This window comes from Gemmatimonadota bacterium, from assembly GCA_026705765.1.
In the GTDB taxonomy this organism is placed as follows: Bacteria; Latescibacterota; UBA2968; order UBA2968; family UBA2968; genus VXRD01.
The window spans coordinates 1-22,550 of record JAPPAB010000056.1 but is presented as its reverse complement, the minus strand read 5'-3'; the positions used below and the strand labels follow the sequence as shown (position 1 = coordinate 22,550).

The window sequence follows — 22,550 nt, the reverse complement described above, 5'->3', positions numbered from 1 at the left end:
CCAGTTCCTAATTTTGCGCGCTCGGGGCTGCGAGCACGCCCCGGCTGGCGGCTTGTTCCAATTCTCGCATGACGGATCGCACATTGGGGGCGCGTACGAGAAGAACGCCTATGAGGGGATCGTGTGTCATGCCGCAATCAAAGCGTACCTGGTCTTCTTCCACTTGTTCCAATTCGCCCAGTTTTGCAAGCCCTCCGGCCACCAATCGAATGCGCCGGTCTGCGCCTTTTTCATCGCTGTCAGCCGTGATTTTGTACACGGCATTGGATTGTGCTGTTGCCGAAATGTGCAATCCCGATTTTTTGTCCAGGATGGTCAATGGTCGCATAGATACATCGTCATCCATGCCGAGTTTGCACGCTTCCAGGAATAGTCGTTTCACAGATAGCAGGTGTGTGGCGCCACATGGAAAGCGCAATAATCCCTCGCCTGTGTCTTCCATGCCTCCCAGGACTCGCATCGCATGGTTTACGGAGTCAATACGCGCTTGCGCCCCATCTCTCTGGCTGTATGTGTGAACGCGAAAAGTCGTGCCCTGCGCGTTTTCCTGCCGATATAGCCCTATTGTGATGTCGTGAAAATGGACATCCATTGGCACCAATTCTATTCGCCGACCTATGTCTAATGTCTGTCCCATGAGAATCCTTCCGCTACCTATCAAGCACATATTGGCGCACGGCTTTGGCAAAGCCATCGTTTTCAATGTGGTCGGTTTTTAGAATATTTCCCCCGGCCACTGCGCGATGGGTTGCTGCATCTGCGTTGTGCATCAATATACCGGTTCCGGCTGCGCGCAACATGGGTAAATCATTATTGCCATCGCCCACAGCCATCACTTCATCGAGGCTGCTGCCAATATGGTTGGCAATCGCTGTGAGTGCCGTGCCTTTGTTCACATCCGGGTGCATGATTTCGATGCGACCCGCCACGGCCCATGCCATGTAAATTTGATCGCCGAATATATTTTTTAATTCATCAACTGTTTCATCGGCATGCCCGGGTTTGGGCAAGAGCATTATTTTGGGGGGCGAGGCCAAGTCTTTTGCGCGTATTCGCTGCGCGAGGTCGGCATCGACTTCATAGACCATATTGGTCATTGTGGCGACCTCCCGGCTCATTTTTGTCATGCGGTCGGTAATATAAACTTCGCAAGGATCCTCGCTGTTCATGTCACAGCGGCAATATACAAAATTCATGAGCCGGTCATCGGCATATTGGATCAAAGATAAGAAAATGTCATCGGGCAAACGCTGTTCGTGCATGAGCTGGCGTGTGCCATTTTTCTTGGGAGCAAAAACCATCGCGCCATTATAACATCCGGCATAGAGGGCGTCGGCCACGCTGGGGTTGCTTACAAACGGAATTTGGTTGCGTTCGAAATTGCGCCCACTCATAGACGCTACAGCCACGCCGCGATCCAACAATTCGCAAATCGCCGCCATCGAAGCATCCGATGGGGTGTTGTTGTGATTTAAGAGCGTTCCATCCAGGTCAAATGCCACAAGTCTGATCACTGCATCTCCTCTAATCAACCAGGGGCAATCGAACGGTTCCGCCGCGCTCTGCCGAGCGGTGAACAGCTTCGGTAAATTCCATATATCTCATACCTTCGTAAAAGCTGGTATCGCCCTGAGGCCCACCCTTGATGGCATTGATGAAATCGGCTTCGACAGTCCATTCGGCGGCTTCATCTTCGGGGATGGGAATTTGTTGCGGACGCCGATCACCTGTTTTTGCACCGCGGATTTGCGTTCCCATGTCGTAGGTCAATGTGCCGTCGCTGCCATAAGCTTCAACGATGGAGCTTCCGCCAAATTGCGCGACGCCCGAAAATAGAAATGCCGCACGCGCACCATTTTCCATTTTGCCTATGATATGCGCCATATCAGGTGTTTCAACCGGCCCGTTACCAGACCCATCGGGTAGTGGTCGCTCTCTGGTAAAAATTTCAGTTTCAGCCGTTATGGTTGACATATAGCCAAATACGCGCGCCACGCGCTCGATGGTAATGCCCATTCCCAGGATATTCAGGCCCGAATACCGGCTCATTTGTCGCCAGTGCAATGGCTCTTCGGTATCCCAATAGCGCCCACCCAGGTCGCGAACATAGACGTGGAAAATATCGCCCAAATATCCTTCATCTATGAGCCGTCTCAAGAAACGCCCGCCTTTCCACGGGGGGGCTGGACAAATTTGGGTTACGAGATTGGATTCTCGACTTCTGGCATACATCAATCGGGCTTCTCGCAAGTTCATCGCCATGCGCGCCTGTACAAAGGTGTGTTTGCCAGCGTCTAAGGATGCGAGGACGAATTCACAGTGTTTGTACGGCCAGGTGCCGATCATTACCGCGTCGATATCGTCCCTGTGCAAGAGGGCCTGTGGGTCTGTCATGGCTTCGGCTGATAAGTCCTGCTCGGCTATTACCTTTTCACCGCTTTCTATACTGCGGTTGCATATTGCCACGACTTCGGCATCATCAATTTTTGCCAGTCCTGGAAAATGTCGGCTCCGGAAAATACCACCCGCACCAATAATACCAATGCGAATTTTATCTGCCATTTTTTACCTCGCTGTGTTGTCGTTGTTTTCTCCAATGTTCAAGGGTGCAGAAACTACAGTGCGAATGTATCACAGTTTTTGTCAATTAGCAAACAAATCGGTCACGGCCTCAGGCTGTATCGAACTTCCCTGAGTTCTCTATATATCTTTCATAGGGAACAAGGTTGACGCCACTCCCCCTGTGGATGAAGATCGAACTCTCGCCATATTCGCCATGGCGAAAGATGGGCTCGAATCCGTAGGATCCGACTTCGGCCTGAAGCCGTCTCCAATCCCGATAACACCGCTTTGGAATGTAGGTCCTGCCATTCACAACAATTGTGTCCTCGCACGCTTCGATCCGCTCCCGTTCGGATGGGTATTTTTCGAGCGGTTCGTAGTAGTAATCTGTTGACGGATCGTAAAGACAGTCGTTGTCATAGATGTCATATGTTTGGCCAGTTGATCTGTCGATGACTTTCATGTCCGGAGTATGTCGGGAGGACTCGTAAACCGAGGAACTCACGAGATAGTAGCCCTCAGGTTTCAGTCGCGCCTTGACGCTTTCGAAGACAGATCTGCGCTCTTCTACAAATACGATGTGATTGATGCAGTAGCTGTCGACGATCAAATCGAACTGGTTTCCACTGTGCGGGATCTGGGTTACGTCCATCACCTCATACTGAATGGACAAACCTCGAAGAGTAGCTATTTCCCGGGCCGTGTGGATCGCTTCAGGTATCAAGTCGTAACCGGTGACCTGGTAACCCCGCTCGGCCAGAAATAACGCGCCTGGTCCCACACCGGTTCCGAGTTCGAGAGCCGTTGGATTCGGTGTCTCAAACCGGAGCCTCGGCAAGGCCGCTTCGAGAAAGTTGCGAGATGAAAAGTCGTGGAAGTCCGTGCCTCCATACGTCCTTTTTGCCCAATGCTCCAGACCCATCCGCGTCATGATTTCGTATCGCCGAATATTTTCACGGAAGTAGTATCTCATTTAATCATTCTTATTTTCGCTTTTCGCCAAACTGGCACAAACCAGTTCTTTATCATTTCGGGCGAACACATGTTTATAGGCAAACGCAGGATGCGCCCACGTGACACCCCCTCTGCGGTTCAACTGGTCGCGCGTCGGTTCGATCAGTTTCGCGCGGCTGATGATATTCAGCCCGTCCGGCGAAAGCGTTGTAATCAGGAGTTCGCCGCGCTCATTGAACATCCAGACCTTATCGCCATTTTTGATAAAATGGATGTTGCTCCAGCGCGCTTTCGGAACCGCGGTGAGGTCTTCCCAAATCCGATCGCCGTTGCGGGCATCGAGGCAGCGGAGTTCCCCATAGCTATCCACACCGTAAATGTAATCGCCGAGTCGGATCGGAGTTGACATCGTGGAATGGAGCGCGTCTGTGTTCCGTTCATTTTTTCCCTTACGGTGCCAACCGAATTGCATCATCGGCTTATCTGGATTCAGTTTCAGCAGCAGCGAGCCTTCAAAGAAATCGGTAATAAACAATTCATTTTGATAAAAAACGGGACTTGCGATCCCGATCTCCATGCGAGTCGGTGGAAACGGATGGAGCCAATACGCGCTGCCTGTCTGCGGGTTGAGCCCAGCGATATTTCTACCTGTCCAACAGACGAGCACCCGCTCGCCACCCTGTGTAATCACAATTGGAGCTGAGTAAGATGCGTTGTCTTCAAGGGCTTTCCATTTTTCGGCTCCGGTTTTGCGATCGAAAGCGACGATGCATGCTCCGGGCGTGCCGCCGATTTGTACGATGAGGTGTGAACCCTCGACAATCGGCGCGCTCGCAATCCCCCAGGTTGGCATCTCAATATTATATTCGGCGTTGAGGTCTTTTTTCCACTTCAACGTGCCGGTTGCAGCATCAAAGCAGTGGAGATGCCCCATCGCTCCCAGGGCGTAAGCGAGTCCGTCATGAATGATAACATTGGCGCGGGGTCCGGCGGTATAGTCAATTCGGTATTCACACTCGTAGGTGAAGGACCAGATCGATTCCCCTGTTTTCCAGTCGAAACAGTGAACCCGTTCGACCTGTTTCGGTTTCGCGAGACGGTCAGTAATGTAAATGCGCCCGTCAGCGACGCTCGGGCCGCTATAGCCGCTGCCGATTGGCACTCGCCAACGAATCGGGATCTCCGGTCCGTCAAATGCCTCCAATATCCCGGTTTCGCTCCAAACACCGTCCCGGTGCGGTCCCCGCCACTGCGGCCATTCATCGGCCAAAACCGAAGAGATGGGGATAAGCACAGCGAGCAGCATTAGTTTCAATAGGATTCGGTTCATGGTTCCTCTTGTCTTTTTTTAAAACGCAAATTTTTGACCCGGTTTCCCGTCAGCCTGAACCCTGTAATTTGTCCCGTATTGTCTCGCCTAAAATAAATTTTTGGAAAAAACCACGCATCTCCGACGAAATGATCGTCGGCACAGGTTAGTGATATGTCGTCATGCCGCCTGTGTTGCGCCACGAGCCGGTCTCCTCGCACACCAATGGTATAGGTAGTATCGAGTTCTTCGGTGTAGTAATCGCCTTCGAATTCTGCCAACTGTTCTGGTGATAGGGGGTCAGACTCAATGCGTTCAGAGGGTTGCTTATCCGGCTCGGGTGCTTCAGGGGCAAGGACATCAGCGAGATAGATGTCAGCGATCTTTTTCGCCAGATTGAGCGGATTAAAGGTGTCCAGATTGCACAATATGACAATGCCGAATTTCTGAGCCGGAAAACGTATGAGATGGCTGCGAAATCCCCGCCACGATCCGCCGTGTCCGACCGTTTTCTGCGCTCTGTACTCGCCGATGTCCAATCCGAAGGCGTAACGGATCTGTTTCCCATTATTGAGGACTCCTCGCTGATGCATCTGCTCAACTACTGCCTGTCCGCCTATCCGTGCATCGTCAAAGTTCAGAATCCACTTTGCCAGATCTTCTACTGTTGAATAGAGGGAACTCGAACCGAGGGCGGTTAAATTGTTCACAGCATTTTTGAACCCGTTATCTTTCGCGGACGAATAGGAATACGCCCGGTTTTTCACAATCATCTCGTGGTCATCGTGAAAGTGGGTGCTGGTCATGGCGAGGGGCTTAAAGATGTTGGCGTCCGTCCATTCGCGAAATGAATCTCCCGTTATTGTTTCAACGATTTCTGCCAGCAGATTATACCCCGTATTTGAGTATAAAAACGCTGTTCCAGGCTCAAAATTGAGTTCTTTCTGACGCCTTACCATTTTCAAAATGTGCTTAAACGAAATTATGTCATCCATCTGTCCGCCCGCGATGACAAGTGCCTGTACCCAATCCCGCAATCCACTTGTGTGATGTACCAGATGTCGAATCGTTATTTTTGTTCCAAAATCCGGGATATCGGGCAAGTGCATTCGGATATCGTCATTCAGCGAGAGTTTCCCTTCATCCAACAACGTGGCGATGGCAAAGCCCGCAAATTGCTTGGAGACCGAAGCAATGTCGAAGATGGTTGTCGGCGCAATCGGGATGTCGTATTCGAGATTCGCCATCCCGTATCCGCGTTTGTAGATAATTTCACCGTCTCTGATAACCGATAGGGCGGCACCAGGGGAATCTGGCTTGTCCCATTCCGCGAATACTTGATCGACTTTTGCCTCAAGTGACTCGTGATTTGTCATTGGTTACCTTCCCCCGTCGAATTTCTCGCAAAGCTACCGTACCGGAAATACTTTAACGGTTCTTCTGTTGACCTTCTGAAATAGGCAGGGAAACGAAGGCCAAACCGCCCTGTGGCGACGCTACATCAACGGGATGTTAAGTGACTTGGATCTCAACTAATTGGTTTAGGCACGAGTCGTCCATCTTCGATGGTATAGTCTCGAAATACGCTAACTGTATTTTCAAGAAATTCATGAAGAAGGCTAATTGCTTTTAATGCATCTCTCTTCATTGATAACTCAGTAATCGGGCTTTTAGGATGTATGTGTTTATTTCGTATTCTATTTATAGATTCTAAGACCGCGGCTTGTTCTGAAGTTATCAGGCCAAATGATTGAAGTCGTGGGATTTTCTGACCTAGAGTTTCTTCTTGTATTATTTTTTCTCTAATTGATTTATCGATTTCATATCTTTCTATGAGGTTATTACAGATTCTGTCCGCTACCGTTGCGGTAGAGGCTATACAAGAAAAAAAATGACCGTCCATATATGTGTTACGTGCCTCAAGTAACAATGGTCGTATTTCATCATTATCATGTATTATCAGTGTTGGTAATCTTAGGTGACGCTTAACCTTATCGACCACAGTACGTTTTATTTCGTCAATCTGTAATCTCTTAAGCTGTAGTGTAAATGCTCGCTTTTGAGCTGGAGTACCAGTATAACTGTTCTTAAGCAAATCTATATATACTTTGAGAAATCCTTCCTCAGAGGTTAATTGCAATCCTTCATATCCCAACGCTTTTTTTAACAGTTTGAACTGATTGCCATCTTCTAAAAAACCCAGCTTTCCAAATGCAATATAATAACGTTCATTCTCTCCTTGGCAGATGAAGATATATGGCTTTCCCCAGTATTTCTTGTTCAGTTTAATGCGTTCAATTCCTCTTATATCAGGATGTCTAATTTCTTCATCCTTTTTTATAGGCCTCGCTGTTTTGATGTTTATAGTCTCTATCATACCACCAGTCTCGTCGTTCAAATAAATAGTGGGATCTTTTAATGACTTCCACAGCAATAATCCTGAGCGGAGATGAATAGGACCTGCTTGACGAGATGTATCTACTCGCTTTTGAATCTCAGGAAAGACCCAAGTTCGGATTATACGCTCAAAAAGCAGTTGAGCAGGTGTTTTTTGTCGTTGCGCTGCCATAAACTCAGTCTCAGTTTGCCACTACCAGTGCGTCTTTGGCTTTGCGAGGCAGTTCGACGAGGATGAAATAAGATTCGGGATACAAGTAGTCTTCTCTTGATTCATCAATGACTCTCAAATACCCCTCTTGCGCCGCTTCTTCGTCGGGCAGAATCTGGTAGATCTTTCGCTTTTCCAGATCGTCGCAATCTCTGTTTTCAATACACAGCGCGAATTGAGATTTTGATGGGTTCTTTGTCATTTCAGGCGTGCAGTTCTACATCAATAGTCTCTGGTGTATCCACTAAGATGGAAAACCCGAACCGCGGCAGCAATTCCTCGAATGCACGGCGAGAGATCCCGAGCGCGAGGCACGCTTCTTTCTCGGAGAGTTTTCCTACATGGTAGAGTGTTGCAACCAGGACTTCTCTGAAATACGCCTGGTCGAGATGAACAAGCGCAGCCGTATCTGGCAAGTCTAAAGAGATTTTCATATTGTATGCCCTTTGTTTATTTCGAAGTGGCCAACGCCTTTGATGTCAATGGTGTACTACGTCCGTTGCATGCCCGGTTAGGCTTACTATCTATCTTGTGTCTGCCAACTGCTCTGAACTCTATCTCGCATAACCACTAATAACCCAGGCCAATCTGTTTCGGCAAACTGAGCCATACCCTGCATAATTCGGTGGTGAATTTTATGTCGATTTGGCTGGCGAAGCCGGATGATTAATACACCATAGTGTTTCACTGTACAGTACTGTGTGAAGCCCTTATCCGTTGTGATCAACAAACATCTCTGCCTCTGTACCATCATCCATAGTTCGTCGTCGTGCATGCCCTCATCAGGAGTACCGCGAATATCGCGCACTTCATGGCCCATCTCTCGAAGTGTCTGTACCGTCATCAAAGGAATATGTTCATCAACAACGATCTTCATGACTCTGCCGGCAAGGCTTCCAGAGGGGTTACTTGTTCCTCAGCGAGTGCGGCTCCATAGTCAAAACATGCATAAATATCTTCTTGAGTTAGCGAAGGATATTCTGCGAGGAGATCCTCGACAGTGTCCCCATTGGCCAACATCCCCAGGATTAGATGCACAGGGATACGTGTACCTTTAATACAGGCTTGTCCATGACAAACTCTGGGATCAATGGCAATACGTTCATGCATTTTTTATCTCCATTAAAAGGACTTTTACTTCTTACCTATATCACGCCCGTCACTTGCATCGCAGTCTTGGCAATCTCTGAGAGTGCGCATTCGCCGGTGACGCGATCGCCGAGTTTCAGGCTGTAGAGCGCAATCACCATCGTCCCGGCAGGGGATTCGACGAAGCCGACGTCATTGATTACCCCCCGATTCGAGCCGGTTTTGGAACCCCAGCGATAGGTTTTGGAGGTCGGCACATATCGGCCGATGCGGCGACCATTCTGTTGCTGGGTCAAGGTGGTGAGCATGGCCTGACAGGATGCAGGGGATGCAGCCTGGTCGTCGAGAATTGTTTTGACGACGGCAGTGTAGTCATTGGGTGTGGCCCAATTTTCCTGTTCCCCTTCAATCGCGAGGCGCCCGCGCATGGGACGTCCGAGAATGGAGGCGGTCATACCGAGTTCTCGCATTGTCGCGTTGATGCGATCCATTCCGGCTACTTCAATCAATATGTTGGTGGCGGTGTTGTCGCTGATGGACATCATCAAGTAGAGGAGATCTCCAAACGACAGTTGCAGCCCGGTATGCATGTATCGCAGCACACCACTGCCGGGGGATTTATCCACAGAGCGGACGATATATGTGTCGTCGAGCGCGAGTGTGCCGCGATCAATAGCTCTGTAGATCTCGATCATGATCGGGATTTTAACTGTGCTGGCCGCTGGAAACTGATGATCACCCCGCGAGGCCCAACGCTCTCCCTGAGGCGAAATCACACTGATGCCGATCGTGCCGGGCGATTCGTGCGTTTTCACCGCTTGTTCCAGCTTGCTCCAGTCTGTGGTCATGTGGCCTCTCAATCAACAATGGGCAAATGAACTGTTGCGCCGCGTTCGACGGAGCGGAATACGGCTTCGGTGAATTCCATGTATTTCACGCCTTGATAGAAGGTCGATTCGGCGGGTTTGCCGGTTTTGATCATGTCGATGAAATCTGCCTCAACCGTCCATTCGCGCATGTCGGATGCGGGGACATCCAATTCCTGCAATGCGCCATCGCTCGCTTTGGCGCCCAATATCCGCTGTTCGTCTAAAACGGGTGAGGTTTCGTAAATGAGTGTGCCGTCCGTGCCATAAATTTCAATGGATTCACCCGGCGCGTGATGCGCGGTGCCGGAGAAGAGATAGACCGCAGTTGCGCCGCTTTCCATTTGTGCCAAAATATTCACGGTGTCTGGACGATCTACTGGTCCCGTGCTGTCTTCTGTAGAGCGTTCGGTGACATAGGTTTCTGCGTGTGCGGATACGGATTTGGTATAGCCACACCAGCGGTGTACAAATTCTACCAGCATGCCCACGCTCATGGTGTTTAAGCCGGAGAAGCGACCGATTTGCCGCCAGTGTAGCGGCGTACTGGGATCAATACCTCCGGGCGTCATTGAGCGGATGACGATATTGCGAATATCACCAACATATCCTTCGGCGATCAACCGCTGCATAAACCAGTCGCCCTTTAATGCGTGCGGCGGCTGGCATATCTGGTGCGCGAGGTCTGATTCCATTGCTGTGGCATACATGATTTTTGCCTCGCGCAAATTCATTGCCATGCGCGCCTGCACAAACGCATGTTTGCCCGCATTGAGCGATTCGAGTACAAACTCGCAGTGTTTGTACGGCCAGGTGCCAATCATCACGGCATCGATGTCATCTCGCGCAATGAGCGCGTAAGGATCGGTCATCAAGTCGGGGCTCAATCCAAATTCAGCCGCTATTTTGCCGCCACTCTCTTCACTGCGGTTGCATATTGCCACGACCTCGGCATCGTCTATTTGAGCCAATCCCGGAAAGTGGCGGGTGCGGAAAATACCGCCCGCACCAATAATACCAATGCGAATATCTGCCATTACAACCTCCATTTTACGGCATGGTCAAATCTTCGTAACCCGTCAGGTGATATTCATATCCCAGATAGTCCAGTAAATTGCACAGGGCGCGGAATGCCACGCCAAAACCATCAATACCACTAAAGCCACCAAATTGTCCACCGCCCTTTACGTGGGGTTCCAGGTCGATAAATACACCCGGCACCCCCAGTTCCTGAAACTGACTTTGCAGGCGCGGCACGATTGTTTTAAAATCCCGCAAGACCATTTCATGTCCGGCATCGCCTTGATCGACGGGGATAAACCGCGTCAACCCTCTCTCTGTTGCGCGGTCCAGCATCGGCTGGTTGGCCGGTGCGTTAAATCCTTTAATGTGAATCCATCCCAATCCGGGCTTTGTTTTTTCATATTCGGCAAAAACGCTGTCCGGGCTGTGTCCCATGCTTTCCATATTGCCCACATCCATGATGATGCAGGTGTGGGGACTGTCGATCTTTTCGTGCAATGCGATTAGTGTTTCGCCATCTCCACCGATTAAATGCGATTCGACTTCAGAGCCGTAGATCAGGCCTTCGCTTGCACACAGAGCCACAATTTCTGAGAGTTGGTCTGCCGCTTGATTTAGATGCGGCCAGGGATCGGTCCCATGCGGATGGTAATAGCTAAAGCCGCGGATGAGTTTTGTGTCAAATGCATGGGCGAGTTCGATGGCGCGTTTGACATCTGTCTCCAGATATTCCTTAAACGGCACATAGCGATTGTCGGTCCCGTCATCCACGTCCAGCAATTTTACTTTTCCAAGTGGCGATCCAATGCTCGACACAGAAATACCAAATTCACCGTGCATTTTTTGGAGCTGTTTAATCTCCTGCGCGGTCAGTTCCATGGCGTTCTTTACCCCGTTGCCCATGTCGATAAACCGAATGGTGTAATAAGACAAGCCAAGCGCGCGCATCATGGTAAATTGCTCTTCGGCGCGCTTGCTCTCCGGCCCTTCGTCGGCAAAACCCGATAAAATCACCTCTGCCACAATAATACTCCTTTCTATGGATCAGGCCAAAGCACGGGAATCAATCGCGGTGTGCCAGTGCCCTGATCGCAAGCTGGCGTAATCTCAATTGATTGACTCTCCCTGAAATCCACGTTGGCCAATACAACGGCTGATAAAAAAGTACACGATCCGCCAGGGGCTATTTCAGAGGGTGTACATACATCTTCGCTCGTCCCCAACGGGGTGTCGTTTTCACCCAACACACGCACGCGCACCTTAAGGCCCGTGAGTTCCAGGCCCGATTGACTGTCAAGATTACCACTAATGCGGATAAAGCTCGATGGATTTTCAGGTGTACCCGCAGACTCGCCTATAATGGAGGGGTTGCCCAAGACGACTAAATCTTCGGGAACAAAAACCCGCGATCCGGCAGAGTCGTCTTTAGAACACCCGAAGAAAAAAAAGACGGACAAAAATCCAATGATGTATTTCATCGCTGTGCCCTCTGTTGTGTGATACGGCGCGTTTGACGCAACAATATACACGTCAAAACCGTATCGGGCAAGGGGGGTATTAGTAGTCAGTTGGCTACTGGCTACGTTCTTCAAAATCAAATGTTACCACATTCTGTACGTCTGATAGATTTGAACGCGGAGCAAATGACATGTTCAAGGAAATTCTCTGCACTTGTCCCGCCTCAAAACTGGTAAAGCGATGGGTTGCGCGGGCTATTTCTTCGCTGTCAGAGATCCGCAATTTCCAGGTCATGATAAATGGGCTGATTATCGGTACCGGTCCCGTATTGACGACTTCTGCCCGGATGTTGACTCCTACAATATCGCCAGTTGCATTGTGGATTGGCTCGCGGTGTACGTTGGCAATGGACATAAAATCTGAAAGAAGCTCGTTTTCAGGCGATACGGGGACGCCCCCACAGCCGAGCAAAAAGCACGCGATCAGCCATCTCATGGATTGTTCACTTTCCAAAATACGCTATGCCTATCAGGCCGACGAGCCAGCAATAATAGGCAAATTGTGCAAAATGTCCGCCACTGAGCAATCCCAGGAGCCAGCGAATGGCAAATACCCCGGATGCATAAGCGACAATAGCACCAATCAGCAGGGGCCATAGCGCGTTCATTTGCGGGGGGTGGGCGAGCAGGTTGCCAACTTCTAATGCGGTTGCGCCAAAAATGATGGGGATGGATAATAAAAAAGAAAATGTTGCGGCTTCTCGGCCGTCCAGCCCGCGCCACAGACCCATGCCAATGGTTGAACCCGATCTGGAGATTCCCGGTAATACGGCGAGTGCCTGTGCAAAGCCGATTAAAATGGCGTCTAAAAATGTAATTTTCACGCGGTCACCCCGCGCAAACCGCGTGCTCCACAAAATACAGCCGGTCGCGATTAAGAAGCCGCATACGGCGATTGGGCTGGCAAAAGTCTCTTTGAGGATGTCTTTGAACAAGATTCCCACGACGCCAGCGGGAATGGAGCCGATTATCAACAGGTAGATTGTGTGCCAGGATGCGCTATCGCGTCGCAAACAGCCGACGACTAAGTTGCTGATTCGCGTTCGCAATGCGGTTACTATAGCCAGCAATGTTCCAAAGTGTACGATCACTTCAAAGGTTATATTACCAGTTTGGATGCCCCAAGCTGCTTGTCCTAAAGCGAGATGACCAGAACTGCTTACGGGCAAAAATTCGGTTAGCCCTTGTAATAGCCCCAGGAGCATGGCTTCAAATGGTGTCAAGATATATCCTCAAGCTCTCTTACTGCCTTTTAACAACGCTTCTAATAATTCTATCACAGGTGCCATAGATGCATCGTTGCAGATTACAATATCGTAAGTGCGTAGATATGCAGCGCGATTTTCTTCTACCGCTTCGTTCAAAAATCCCACGCGGAGAACACAGTCCGCATCGGCGTTGTTCACCATCTGTGCATCTTCTATGGTGTCTCCCAGAAGGAGGACGTAGCTCCGTGGCGTGCTTGCACGGCGCGCTTTGTTAAAGCTGTGGATTACCGGCTCGCAAAATCCTGCCACTGCGCCATGTGTATCGAATATCAATTTGTTTGCCGTTATTGTCACATTTGCAGTGAGCAATGACCTGACTCTTAAGAATTTTGCAATGACATTGCCAATGCCTGCGGATAAAATTGATAGAGGTATCTCTCTGTCTGCCAATATTTTAAAAAGATCGATGGAACCATCGCGCAAGCGCATGAAATCACGGATAGCAATGTCTTCTATTATCTCCTCGGTAAGTCCGTAATTTTGCATCATCGCAAGTGCCGCCATCCACCAATCGCGCATGGCTTTTTGTTTTTCTCGGTGCGAGATTGTCTGCGATATTTCAATGGGGCGATACTGCGCATATAGACGATCCATTTCAACGCGATATGTTTCTCCCAAATAGGCTCCGTGTGCAATTACCGAATAGGAGGTCGCATCTTGCCCGTCTTCTGTTCGCGCTTTTGTCAATGTGCGGTCCCAATCGCTGACCACACACAGTTGCCCGGTTCCCGTATGGCTGTTCATTTGCGCGATTTTGCCCTGCAGGGTGTCCTGATCAGCAATTAATACATGGTCCATTGACAACCTTGATTTTTATAGTAAGATTCGAGACGGGGATGCCTCTCCTACGGGTTCGTCTATTCGTCTATTCGTTGATTCGCTGATTCGTCTATTCGTCAATCCGCTCGCTGATCTCACCGGTTTCTTTGTCTTTTACAATTCGCTTCAAGCGCCCATCGGGCATGCGTTCGGTTTTCAGGGTGACAAATGGTGCGTCTGTTTCGGTCGATGCGGTTTCCCGATCTACTTCACCGCCGCGCCATTCCATTTCTATTGGCTCCCATTGCTTTGTTTTTGCCGATTTGTAACACGCATCTATAATTGCATTGACAACATAGCCATCATATAGTGTTTCCATTGGTTCGCGTCCTTCATCCCAGGCGTTGAACATATCCACGAACATGTCCGAATATCCCAGTTCTGCGACTTCGTCACCCACGGGGAAGAGCCATCCAGTATCGCTTTCGGCTTTTTCCGCTACATACCCTCCTTGTCCCACAGCCGTGAACATGTCAAATCCCGTGCGCAACCAGTGGTTGAGCCAGATTGTTCCTTCTGTGCCTGCCACCTCATCCCGCAGGTCCATGCCGCCGCGAAATGCCCATCCGACTTCAAATTGGCCCATGGATCCATTTTCAAATTTGATTAATCCAATCCCGTGATCCTCTGCTTCAACTGGATGTACGAGCGTGTCGGACCAGCACATCGCTTCGACCGGGCGAATGCCTTTGCCGATGAAGTTGCGAATGATTTCGATGCAGTGACATCCCATATCGACAATCGCGCCGCCACCTGCTTTGTCTATGTCCCAGAACCAATCGCTGTGGGGACCGGGGTGTGTTTCGCGCGATCGCACCCATAAGATGCGACCCAATGCGCCGTTTTTCACGGATTCGAGGGCTTTTAGGGTTTTGGGAGGATATACCAGGTCTTCGAGATATCCGCCAAATACGCCCGCTTTTTCCACTGCTTCCAGAATTTGCCGGGCTTCCTCAGCGGTGCGTCCGAGGGGTTTGGTACAAAATACGGCTTTGCTGGCCTGTGCCGCGAGTTTTGCGGCTTCGAGGTGTAGATCATTGGGCAATCCGATTACCACGCCGTCGGTTTCCTCGTCTTCTATTGCGGTTTTGAGATCCGTTGTCCATCTGGGGATGTCCCATTCTTCCGCAAATGTCCTGGCTCGTTCTTCAGTCCGCGAATATACGACCTGTACGCGATCAATTCCCCGATGTCTGTGCAAGGTCATGGTGTAAAACATTCCGATCAGTCCGGTTCCCAACATGGTCAATTTATGTCCTTCAGCCATTTTAATCTCCTTGTTTTTTTGTATCCTATAGGATACATTTAATAAATGATAGAAATTCGTCAGACAAATGTTTACATCCAATGGTTTGACAAGTTACGTGATCGACACGCACAAGCACGTATTAATACCCGAATTCGGCGTCTCTCGTTGGGTAATTTTGGTGATGTAAAACCCGTTGGACAGGGTGTCTCAGAGTTGCGGATTAACTATGGTCCAGGCTACCGCGTGTATTTTGCGCAGCGAGGACAAACGCTGGTAATTCTACTCGCGGGTGGTGACAAACGAACACAAAATCAAGATATTAAAACAGCACAGAATTTAGCGCGTAATCTATGAGGAGGCAATCATGGAAAAAACAAAAACGTACCCCTGGAATGCGGCGACCCATCTGAAGACTAAAGAAGATATCGCCGCGTATCTCGAAGCCGTGCTCGAAGATGGCGATCCCACTTTAATCACTGCTGCTTTAGGCGATATCGCCTGTGCCAAAGGTATGACACAAATTGCTCGTGAAACCGGTCTCGGACGCGCAAGCCTCTATAAAGCATTGTCACCTGAAGGTAATCCGGGTTTTGCTACGGTGCTCAAGGTTATACACGCATTGGGCTTCCGGTTGCACGCGACCCCTATTTGATTACTTTTTAAAAAAATCATCAGTGGCCAGTTCATCCAAAACGAAATTTTCACAGCTTTTACCCAAATAACGCTGGCGGAATCACACCTTCATGCGCCAGTAGAAATTTTTTCTTATCCATCCCCCCAGCATATCCCGTTAGATGACCGGACGCGCCGATCACCCGGTGACACGGTACCACTATCGCCACGGGATTTTTGCCATTGGCCGCGCCCACGGCTTGCGATGCGTCCGCATTGCCCAATGCGCGGGCGAGGTCGCCATAGGTCCGCGTTTCTCCAAAGGGTATCTCCAGTAATAATTTCCACACGCGCTTCTGAAAATCCGTTCCGCGCAAGTCCAATGGCAAATCGAAAACTTTCAACGTCCCATCAAAATACATCGCGAGTTGTTCATCCACCGCATTTATGATTGGATGATTCTCTGTGCGAGGCAAATTTGTCTTCGCCTGTTCCGTTTGATCACTTTCAAAAGCAATTGCATGTACGCCATTATCTGAGGCCAATACGGTCAACGGGCCCAGCCGACTTGCCACATCTTTCCATACGGTCTCTCGCGGTAATTGCTTTAAGATTTGTAAATCTAACATAGCGACCTCTGTGGAGGTGAGATATATTCTTACTCTAATTATACAAAAAAACGGGACGTATGCTCAAAAGAACATACATCCCGTTAGGGGAGAAAGATGGACAGGTTTACTCAATCGGCTTAAAATAGTATTCCACGCCTCTCACTGTGCGGATCATTTCCTGTGCTGCACCCAGTTTTATGCGCATGCGACGAATGTGTGCATCGACCATCCGTCCATTGCCCAGATGGTTGTATCCCATCTCAAATCTCATTCCTTGAATCCCTTTGTGTTCCGTGTTATATTGAGCGGTCAAGTTGTAGGCCACACCCGTGTTTACCTCTTAACCATCTACATGATCTGCGGTGTCACTGACTACGATCCTATTAACCCAGAGTTCTGATTCACTGAGATCGACATAGTCATTCCAACTAATGCCATAACCGGCTGCATCTACGCGCACGTTTTTGAAGAATGCTTCGTCCTTTAATGGACGGAATGCGTCTTCTGTGATAAGCGGCGCGCAGTTATATATTTTCACCTTACCAGAGACAAAGGTTACTCTGAGCTTCAAGTTCGGTAGAGCGGTAACAGATTTTACTTTTGGATAGTTCGGCATTTGATTTACTCCAGATTTTTGTGGTTTTATAACGTAATTCTTGTGTAATGTCAATTGACGAAAAGCGATATTTGAAGATATAAGCTATAATCCATTCAAGATATTGAGAAAGGTTTGTAAATATGCCACTGGAAAACCTGCTGAAACTAATAGAAAAGCTCCAAAAACGTATTGACAGTCATAGCGATTCACTCAGACAAAGCGAAGCGTTGACCCGCTACGCACTGATTGATCCCCTGTTGCGTGAACTGGGTTGGGATACCGAAGACCCGGATGTGGTTGTGCCTGAGTACAGTTCGGGCGGAGGGCGAGTGGATTATGCGCTGCTCGCTGGCAGCAAGCCTGTGATGATGGTAGAGGCAAAGAGACTCGGCAGGTCACTAGGAGATGGGCTTAAGCAAGCCGTAAATTATGCCTTAGACGAGACAAACATTAAAGCCCGCTATTTTTCAGTAACAGATGGCGTGTGTTGGGCAATATACGATACCAATAAGCCCGCAAATGATATGCTGGCAGCGTCATTCGACCTGAACGAGAAGTCAGCAACTGAAGTATGCCTGAAGGTGTTGGCCTTGTGGAGACCCGCTATAATCTCAGAGCATATTAATGCTGGGCAAACTCCGATTGTCAGCTCGACTACTGAGCTAAACATAACTGAATCTCTGATTACTGAAGAAGCCACTGTTCAGTCGGAATCGACTAAAGGTCACTCTGACATACCTGTTATTGAAACATCTACTCCACAGGTTGATATGTTGGACAAACATGCTAAAGAGATCACAGAGCTGTATGATGAGATCAACGACAAAAAGCCAGAGGATATGAAAATTGTACATGCATTTGGTACTGAACTCAACAAGGTTGAGGCAGTCTTTGAAGGACCAGGCTGGAAAAAATTTGTTACTGATACTTGTGAAGTTGATTACAAGACAGCCACACGTTCTAGACGAATTGCCCGAATGTTGACTGTTGAGCAAGCAGTTGAAGAGGGATCAATCAACAAAGCCTATCTTAAATGCCGAGAAATTGACGCAAACAACAAACCAACGCCCATTAAAGATCACTCTGACACACCTGTTATTGAAACAGCTACTTCTGGCCCATACGTTATCCAAAAGTTGAAAAGTGGCACAATCAAGGTTAAAAAAGACGGAGAGATTATTTCTCCAACCAAACCAATACTCAGGGAACTTGCTGAAAAGGTTAATGTTGATCTATTTAATAGTAGAGGTAACACACGCAGTACTAGGCGGTTAGGTAGTGAAGTAATCAAAGCTATAAATAAAAATCGCTAAAGCGAGAGATAGGTAAGGGCGTCTTCAAAAGGTCAAGAGTGCTCAACGTGCCATTAAGCCTGTCGGCAAGGATCCAGCCCAATTCAAAGTTTATTGTCCTTGGCCAAGGCGGGCGACCACAGGGGTTTACAACGGGTCGCAGGTCAGACCCGTTCACTGAACGCCCCTACAACGGCGGACGACCACAAGGGATCGCCCCTACAATTCATAACTCTGACCCTACGGGTTTTATCCTGATCATCCTTTCATCCTGCTTATCCTGATGAACTGGTCTGGAAATCGGCCAGTTTTACACCGCTTCTGACAGTTTCCATGGCTCTTTCATCCGAAATACAAGCTGAAGCATCTCCCGCGCCGGATACGATAACATTTCGGTCTATTTTGTTGGGGCTGGTGACCATTGCGGTTGCGACGTGGTATATGAGCTATTTTGCGGGGAATCTGGTCAAGAGCTATTTGCCCGTGGCGGCTTTGATTCCCTTTGTGATGTGGGTGGGGATCAATGTGGGGCTGATTCATTTCGCGCCGCGATTTGCATTGTCCCGCATTGAGTTGCTCACGATTTTTTCGATGATGTGGATTGTCGGCAGTTTGCCAGCGGTGGGGTGGGGGTTTTATGCGGTGAGTCTGATTCCGTCGCCCGAGTTTTTCGCCTCTCCGGAAAATCGCTTGCGCGATGCGGTCATTCCCTTTTTGCCCCAGTGGTTTTTTTTGGACGCCAATATACCCGATGTGCGGGCGGTGTACACCGGGCGTCATCGCGGCGATCCCGTGCCGTGGTTGCTGTGGGTGCGGCCTTTTTTCTGGTGGTTTGTCGGCTGTATCAGTGCGGTGATGGCGGGATTTTTCGGTAGCGTGCTTTTTTTTAAGCAGTGGCAGGAAAAAGAGCGCCTGGTTTTTCCCATGTCCGAATTTCCCGTGGCTTTGATTGAGGGCGCAGATGAAGGCCGCGTGCCCGCTGTGTTGCGAGACAAAATTTTCTGGATCGGGTTCTGGTGTGTGGCCGGTGTGATTTGCTGGAATATTGTGGGTTATTTTCAACTGAATATGCCCCGGATTACGGTTTTTGATCACTATCTCACCAAAGCCGTGGATTTGGGTCCTTATTTTCCGGCTTATTATTTGCGCGTGCAGCCGCTGATTATGGGTTTGGCTTATCTCTGTCCGGCTGATATTTTGTTCAGCGTGTGGTTTTACAATGTGATTAATATTTTTAAGGTGGGGCTGCTGAATCGTACTGGTTTTACGGTGGGATTAGAGGGGCAGCCCGCCAAGGCCGGTGAGATTGCGATGCTCGAGATGCACGGCGCGCTGGCATGTCTGGTGTTGTGGTCGGTGTGGGTTGCGCGGAAGCACTTAAAGGAGACGGTTCAAAAAGCGCTGAACCGATCTCGCGCCGTTGACGATGGCGTGCCCGTTACGTATCGCACGGCCTGGGTTGGTCTGGGTTTGGCAACGGTTGGTGTCGGCGGCTGGATGATGTCTTCGGGAGTGGGGTTCTGGGCGATGGCGGGGCAACTCATTCTGATGTTTATGTGTTATTTTGGCATTGCGAAATACGCGGCCGCAACCGGATTTACCTATCTCAATCCCGCTGGTGGTAAAGGCGTGGCGCTGATTCACTCTGTGATTGGCACGTCGAGACTTTCGCCCACGTCGCAGTCGATGCTGATTTTGTTCAATCGGAATGTGTTTTTAGGAGCTTCAATCCGAACGACCTGTCTGGCTGCTATTCCGCATATTTTTCGCATGTTTGGCAATTCGCTGCGCCGGCATCCGTGGATATGGGGGATGGTTCCGCTGGCGTATTTGGTCGGGTATATGAGTGCGGGTGGTTTTTATTTGTTTCGGTGTTATGACGAAGGCGGGTTGAATGGGCTGCTGGTGTCGTGGCCTATGGATTCACTCATTTCGCGGGTGCCCTATATCGAGGGCAGTAAAATATCGGTTTTTGATACGCAAAAGCTCGGTGTGTGGTTGTTTGGTTTCGCAGAAGCAGGTGTTTTGACTTATTTGCGTTCGCAGTTTGCGTGGTGGCCTTTTCACCCGGTCGCCATTGCGTTTCCGCCCGGGCGATATGCGTTTTGTTTGTTGCTCGTGTGGCTGGTGAAGGTGGTTGTGTTGCGATTTGGGGGCGTGCAGCTTTACAGGCGGTCGCTGCCGTTCTGGTATGGCGCTATTGTCGGGTATCTGTTTGGCATTGCGCTGTCGAGTGTTGTGGATGCGATCTGGTTTCCAGATAGCAGACATTTTGTTCACGGTTGGTAAGGGGGAGTACAATTATGTCTGATGCAGAAATAAAAAAGTTATATGGGAGTGCGATAGTGAGTCCGTCGGAAGATGTGGTGGCCGGGTCCTGTGGCACATGGACGCTGACTTATACGGCAGGGGAAAAAGGGGTTGCAAGAGGAGGGACGATTCGGATTTATACGGATGCGGATTCAGACCGCGCAACGCCTCAGATGGATGATCCCAGGGGGGCAGATTATTTGATGGTTGACGCGCCGAGAGAAGCGCGTGTGGGTGCGCTGGTTCAGAGTATGATGTCGCTTTTGCTGACTGTAAATGGGCGCGCTTTGGCAGAGGGCGAGCAGGTTTCGGTGACTTATGGCGATACGACAGGCGGCGGACCGGGGTTTCGTTCGCAGACTTTTGCCGAGGCGCAGCACTTTTTCTGGGTGGCTGTCGATGCAGGAGATGGCGAGGCCGCGATATTGCCCGATCCGCCGTCTTTGCGCATTGTGGGAGGCGAGGCTGTGAAGCTGGTGATCAATGCGCCGTCTATTGTCGAATCTGGCAAATCGTTTCGCATTCAGGTCAAGGCCGAAGATGCCTGGGGAAATCCAGCGGTCTCATATCGCGGGGATGTGGCGCTCAACGGCAATGATGTGCGCGTGCCGCAAACTGTAAGTTTTGGCGATGCAGATGGGGGCGTGCGATGGATGGATGAATGTGTGGTAGAGCGCGGGGGAGTTCACCGTATCGATGCGGAAGATGGCACACTGGTTGCGCAGAGCAATCCGATTGCGTGCCGCAATGCAGCACCGCAATTCGCGCTGTATTGGGGAGACTCACACGGCGGTCAGGTGGCTATGGCGGAGAAGATTCCCGATTTTTTCAGGTATGCGCGAGATGTGGCAGCGATTCACTTTGCGGGGTATCAGCGCAATGATCACGTGTTGAGCAAACGCGATTGGGTGTTACAACAAGAGACGGAACGCGCGTATAATCAGCCGGGGCAATTTGTCGCTTTGCCGGGCTTTGAGTGGTCGGCACAAACCACGCGGGGTGGACATCACAATGTGTATTTTCGGCGGCACGATCAGCCCATCCGTCGGTCCGGGCATGAGGGATTGGATGATAAGTCGGATGAGGATACGGATTTGAGGCATATTACAGAGGTCTATGAAGCGTATCGCGGGACGGATACGGTGATTACGGCTCATGTGGGGGGGGAACATTCCGATTTGCAATACCACGATCCGTATTTGGAACCCGCTGTGGAAGTGACATCGGATCACGGGACATTTGAGTGGATTTTGCAGGAGACATTTGAGCGCAATTATCGCATGGGATTTTTCGGTGGGAGCGATAGCCACAACGGGCGACCGGGTGGGGATACGCCGGGTTTTCAGCACCGGCGTTATGCCAAGGCGGGATTGGCTGCTGTTTACGCGCCCGAGTTGACGATTGAGCGTGTTTTGGATGCGTACAAAGCGCGGCGTATTTACGCGACGACAGGTGCGCGAATTTTGTTGCATACTTCGTGCGAAGACCATTTGATGGGGGAGGAGTTCACAACGGGAAATACACCGCAAATCTCAGCTTTTGTGGCGGGTACTGCGCCGTATGAATCTGTGGAATTGTACCGCGGATTGGAACGGATTTACAGCCATCCGATTGAAGGGGCAAAAGACCGCAATCGCGTGCGTATTTTGTGGGAAGGCGCGAGTCGCAAGAGCAGTTATTCTGGCGTGATCTGGGAGGGGACACTGAGGGTGTCGGGGCGCGCAATTAATGGTGTTGAAAAAATTCGATTTGACAGTCCGCGTTCTCGCGTTTTTGATGTGACCGATGAGGGATTGCGCTGGTATTCTGTGGCGTGTGGGTATCGCAGTGGTCTTGTTCTGGACCTGCTTGGCGATGGCGATG

At 49.9% G+C, this 22,550-nt stretch carries 27 protein-coding genes; 5 read left to right on the top strand and 22 right to left on the bottom strand.

The window, feature by feature from the left end; all coding sequences use genetic code 11:
* Positions 1-7 precede the first annotated feature (7 nt).
* From OXH16_07765 to OXH16_07675, 19 genes are all read right to left on the bottom strand, one after another.
* Entirely contained in the window at positions 8-637 is a 630-nt protein-coding gene (locus tag OXH16_07765; GenBank protein MCY3681278.1) for a hypothetical protein, read from the bottom strand.
* A gap of 13 nt (positions 638-650) precedes the next feature.
* Positions 651-1,514: an HAD family hydrolase gene (locus OXH16_07760; protein ID MCY3681277.1), complete on the bottom strand. Its 864-nt coding sequence runs from the start codon at positions 1,512-1,514 to the stop codon at positions 651-653.
* A gap of 10 nt (positions 1,515-1,524) precedes the next feature.
* Complete coding sequence (locus OXH16_07755; GenBank protein MCY3681276.1) at positions 1,525-2,562, bottom strand: Gfo/Idh/MocA family oxidoreductase; 1,038 nt, start codon at positions 2,560-2,562, stop codon at positions 1,525-1,527.
* 109 nt (positions 2,563-2,671) lie between these two features.
* Entirely contained in the window at positions 2,672-3,535 is an 864-nt protein-coding gene (locus tag OXH16_07750; protein MCY3681275.1) for a class I SAM-dependent methyltransferase, read from the bottom strand.
* Entirely contained in the window at positions 3,536-4,846 is a 1,311-nt protein-coding gene (locus OXH16_07745; protein MCY3681274.1) for a PQQ-like beta-propeller repeat protein, read from the bottom strand. It lies immediately after the preceding gene.
* Entirely contained in the window at positions 4,843-6,201 is a 1,359-nt protein-coding gene (locus OXH16_07740) for a serine hydrolase (GenBank protein ID MCY3681273.1), read from the bottom strand. The genes OXH16_07745 and OXH16_07740 overlap by 4 nt, the downstream gene beginning before the upstream one ends.
* Positions 6,202-6,353: 152 nt before the next feature.
* Positions 6,354-7,394: a hypothetical protein gene (locus OXH16_07735; GenBank protein MCY3681272.1), complete on the bottom strand. Its 1,041-nt coding sequence runs from the start codon at positions 7,392-7,394 to the stop codon at positions 6,354-6,356.
* Between the two features lie 10 nt (positions 7,395-7,404).
* Complete coding sequence (locus OXH16_07730) at positions 7,405-7,635, bottom strand: hypothetical protein (GenBank protein ID MCY3681271.1); 231 nt, start codon at positions 7,633-7,635, stop codon at positions 7,405-7,407.
* 1 nt (position 7,636) lies between these two features.
* Complete coding sequence (locus tag OXH16_07725) at positions 7,637-7,867, bottom strand: hypothetical protein (GenBank protein ID MCY3681270.1); 231 nt, start codon at positions 7,865-7,867, stop codon at positions 7,637-7,639.
* 86 nt (positions 7,868-7,953) lie between these two features.
* Entirely contained in the window at positions 7,954-8,277 is a 324-nt protein-coding gene (locus OXH16_07720; protein MCY3681269.1) for a DUF5615 family PIN-like protein, read from the bottom strand.
* A gap of 29 nt (positions 8,278-8,306) precedes the next feature.
* The gene (locus tag OXH16_07715; GenBank protein MCY3681268.1) at positions 8,307-8,543 is read right to left on the bottom strand and encodes a DUF433 domain-containing protein; all 237 of its coding nucleotides are present in this window, start codon (positions 8,541-8,543) and stop codon (positions 8,307-8,309) included.
* A 35-nt stretch (positions 8,544-8,578) separates the two neighbouring features.
* Positions 8,579-9,370, bottom strand: coding sequence for a class A beta-lactamase-related serine hydrolase (locus OXH16_07710; protein ID MCY3681267.1), 792 nt, complete (start codon positions 9,368-9,370; stop codon positions 8,579-8,581).
* An 8-nt stretch (positions 9,371-9,378) separates the two neighbouring features.
* Positions 9,379-10,425 (bottom strand): Gfo/Idh/MocA family oxidoreductase, encoded by a 1,047-nt coding sequence (locus OXH16_07705; GenBank protein ID MCY3681266.1) that lies wholly within the window; start codon positions 10,423-10,425, stop codon positions 9,379-9,381.
* A 13-nt stretch (positions 10,426-10,438) separates the two neighbouring features.
* The gene (locus OXH16_07700) at positions 10,439-11,434 is read right to left on the bottom strand and encodes a TIM barrel protein (GenBank protein MCY3681265.1); all 996 of its coding nucleotides are present in this window, start codon (positions 11,432-11,434) and stop codon (positions 10,439-10,441) included.
* Between the two features lie 14 nt (positions 11,435-11,448).
* Entirely contained in the window at positions 11,449-11,889 is a 441-nt protein-coding gene (locus OXH16_07695) for a hypothetical protein (protein ID MCY3681264.1), read from the bottom strand.
* Positions 11,890-11,983: 94 nt separating this feature from the next.
* Entirely contained in the window at positions 11,984-12,364 is a 381-nt protein-coding gene (locus tag OXH16_07690) for a hypothetical protein (GenBank protein ID MCY3681263.1), read from the bottom strand.
* A gap of 7 nt (positions 12,365-12,371) precedes the next feature.
* A complete protein-coding gene (locus OXH16_07685) occupies positions 12,372-13,151 on the bottom strand; it encodes an undecaprenyl-diphosphate phosphatase (protein ID MCY3681262.1) in 780 nt (259 codons plus the stop codon).
* Between the two features lie 9 nt (positions 13,152-13,160).
* Positions 13,161-13,994, bottom strand: coding sequence for a hypothetical protein (locus tag OXH16_07680; protein ID MCY3681261.1), 834 nt, complete (start codon positions 13,992-13,994; stop codon positions 13,161-13,163).
* A 91-nt stretch (positions 13,995-14,085) separates the two neighbouring features.
* A complete protein-coding gene (locus OXH16_07675; GenBank protein ID MCY3681260.1) occupies positions 14,086-15,282 on the bottom strand; it encodes a Gfo/Idh/MocA family oxidoreductase in 1,197 nt (398 codons plus the stop codon).
* Positions 15,283-15,327: 45 nt separating this feature from the next.
* On the opposite strand from OXH16_07675, the gene OXH16_07670 reads away from it, so the two are divergent.
* Both OXH16_07670 and OXH16_07665 read left to right on the top strand, forming a co-directional pair.
* The gene (locus tag OXH16_07670; GenBank protein ID MCY3681259.1) at positions 15,328-15,618 is read left to right on the top strand and encodes a type II toxin-antitoxin system RelE/ParE family toxin; all 291 of its coding nucleotides are present in this window, start codon (positions 15,328-15,330) and stop codon (positions 15,616-15,618) included.
* Between the two features lie 10 nt (positions 15,619-15,628).
* On the top strand, positions 15,629-15,916 hold the full coding sequence (locus OXH16_07665) for a putative addiction module antidote protein (GenBank protein ID MCY3681258.1): 288 nt from the start codon (positions 15,629-15,631) through the stop codon (positions 15,914-15,916).
* A 58-nt stretch (positions 15,917-15,974) separates the two neighbouring features.
* On the opposite strand, the gene OXH16_07660 is transcribed toward OXH16_07665, so the two are convergent.
* The 3 genes from OXH16_07660 to OXH16_07650 all read right to left on the bottom strand — a co-directional run bounded on the left by OXH16_07660 (position 15,975) and on the right by OXH16_07650 (position 17,103).
* Positions 15,975-16,505 (bottom strand): methylated-DNA--[protein]-cysteine S-methyltransferase, encoded by a 531-nt coding sequence (locus OXH16_07660; GenBank protein MCY3681257.1) that lies wholly within the window; start codon positions 16,503-16,505, stop codon positions 15,975-15,977.
* A gap of 106 nt (positions 16,506-16,611) precedes the next feature.
* Positions 16,612-16,746 carry a winged helix-turn-helix domain-containing protein gene (locus OXH16_07655; protein MCY3681256.1) on the bottom strand — a complete coding sequence of 45 codons (135 nt, stop codon included), beginning with the start codon at positions 16,744-16,746 and terminating at the stop codon, positions 16,612-16,614.
* A gap of 81 nt (positions 16,747-16,827) precedes the next feature.
* A complete protein-coding gene (locus OXH16_07650; protein ID MCY3681255.1) occupies positions 16,828-17,103 on the bottom strand; it encodes a DUF2442 domain-containing protein in 276 nt (91 codons plus the stop codon).
* Between the two features lie 122 nt (positions 17,104-17,225).
* On the opposite strand from OXH16_07650, the gene OXH16_07645 reads away from it, so the two are divergent.
* The 3 genes from OXH16_07645 to OXH16_07635 form a co-directional block, all read left to right on the top strand.
* Positions 17,226-18,398 (top strand): hypothetical protein, encoded by a 1,173-nt coding sequence (locus OXH16_07645; GenBank protein ID MCY3681254.1) that lies wholly within the window; start codon positions 17,226-17,228, stop codon positions 18,396-18,398.
* 312 nt (positions 18,399-18,710) lie between these two features.
* Positions 18,711-20,666: a hypothetical protein gene (locus OXH16_07640; GenBank protein MCY3681253.1), complete on the top strand. Its 1,956-nt coding sequence runs from the start codon at positions 18,711-18,713 to the stop codon at positions 20,664-20,666.
* Between the two features lie 14 nt (positions 20,667-20,680).
* Positions 20,681-22,550: DUF3604 domain-containing protein (locus OXH16_07635; GenBank protein MCY3681252.1), on the top strand; the 1,870-nt coding region annotated here is incomplete at its 3' end.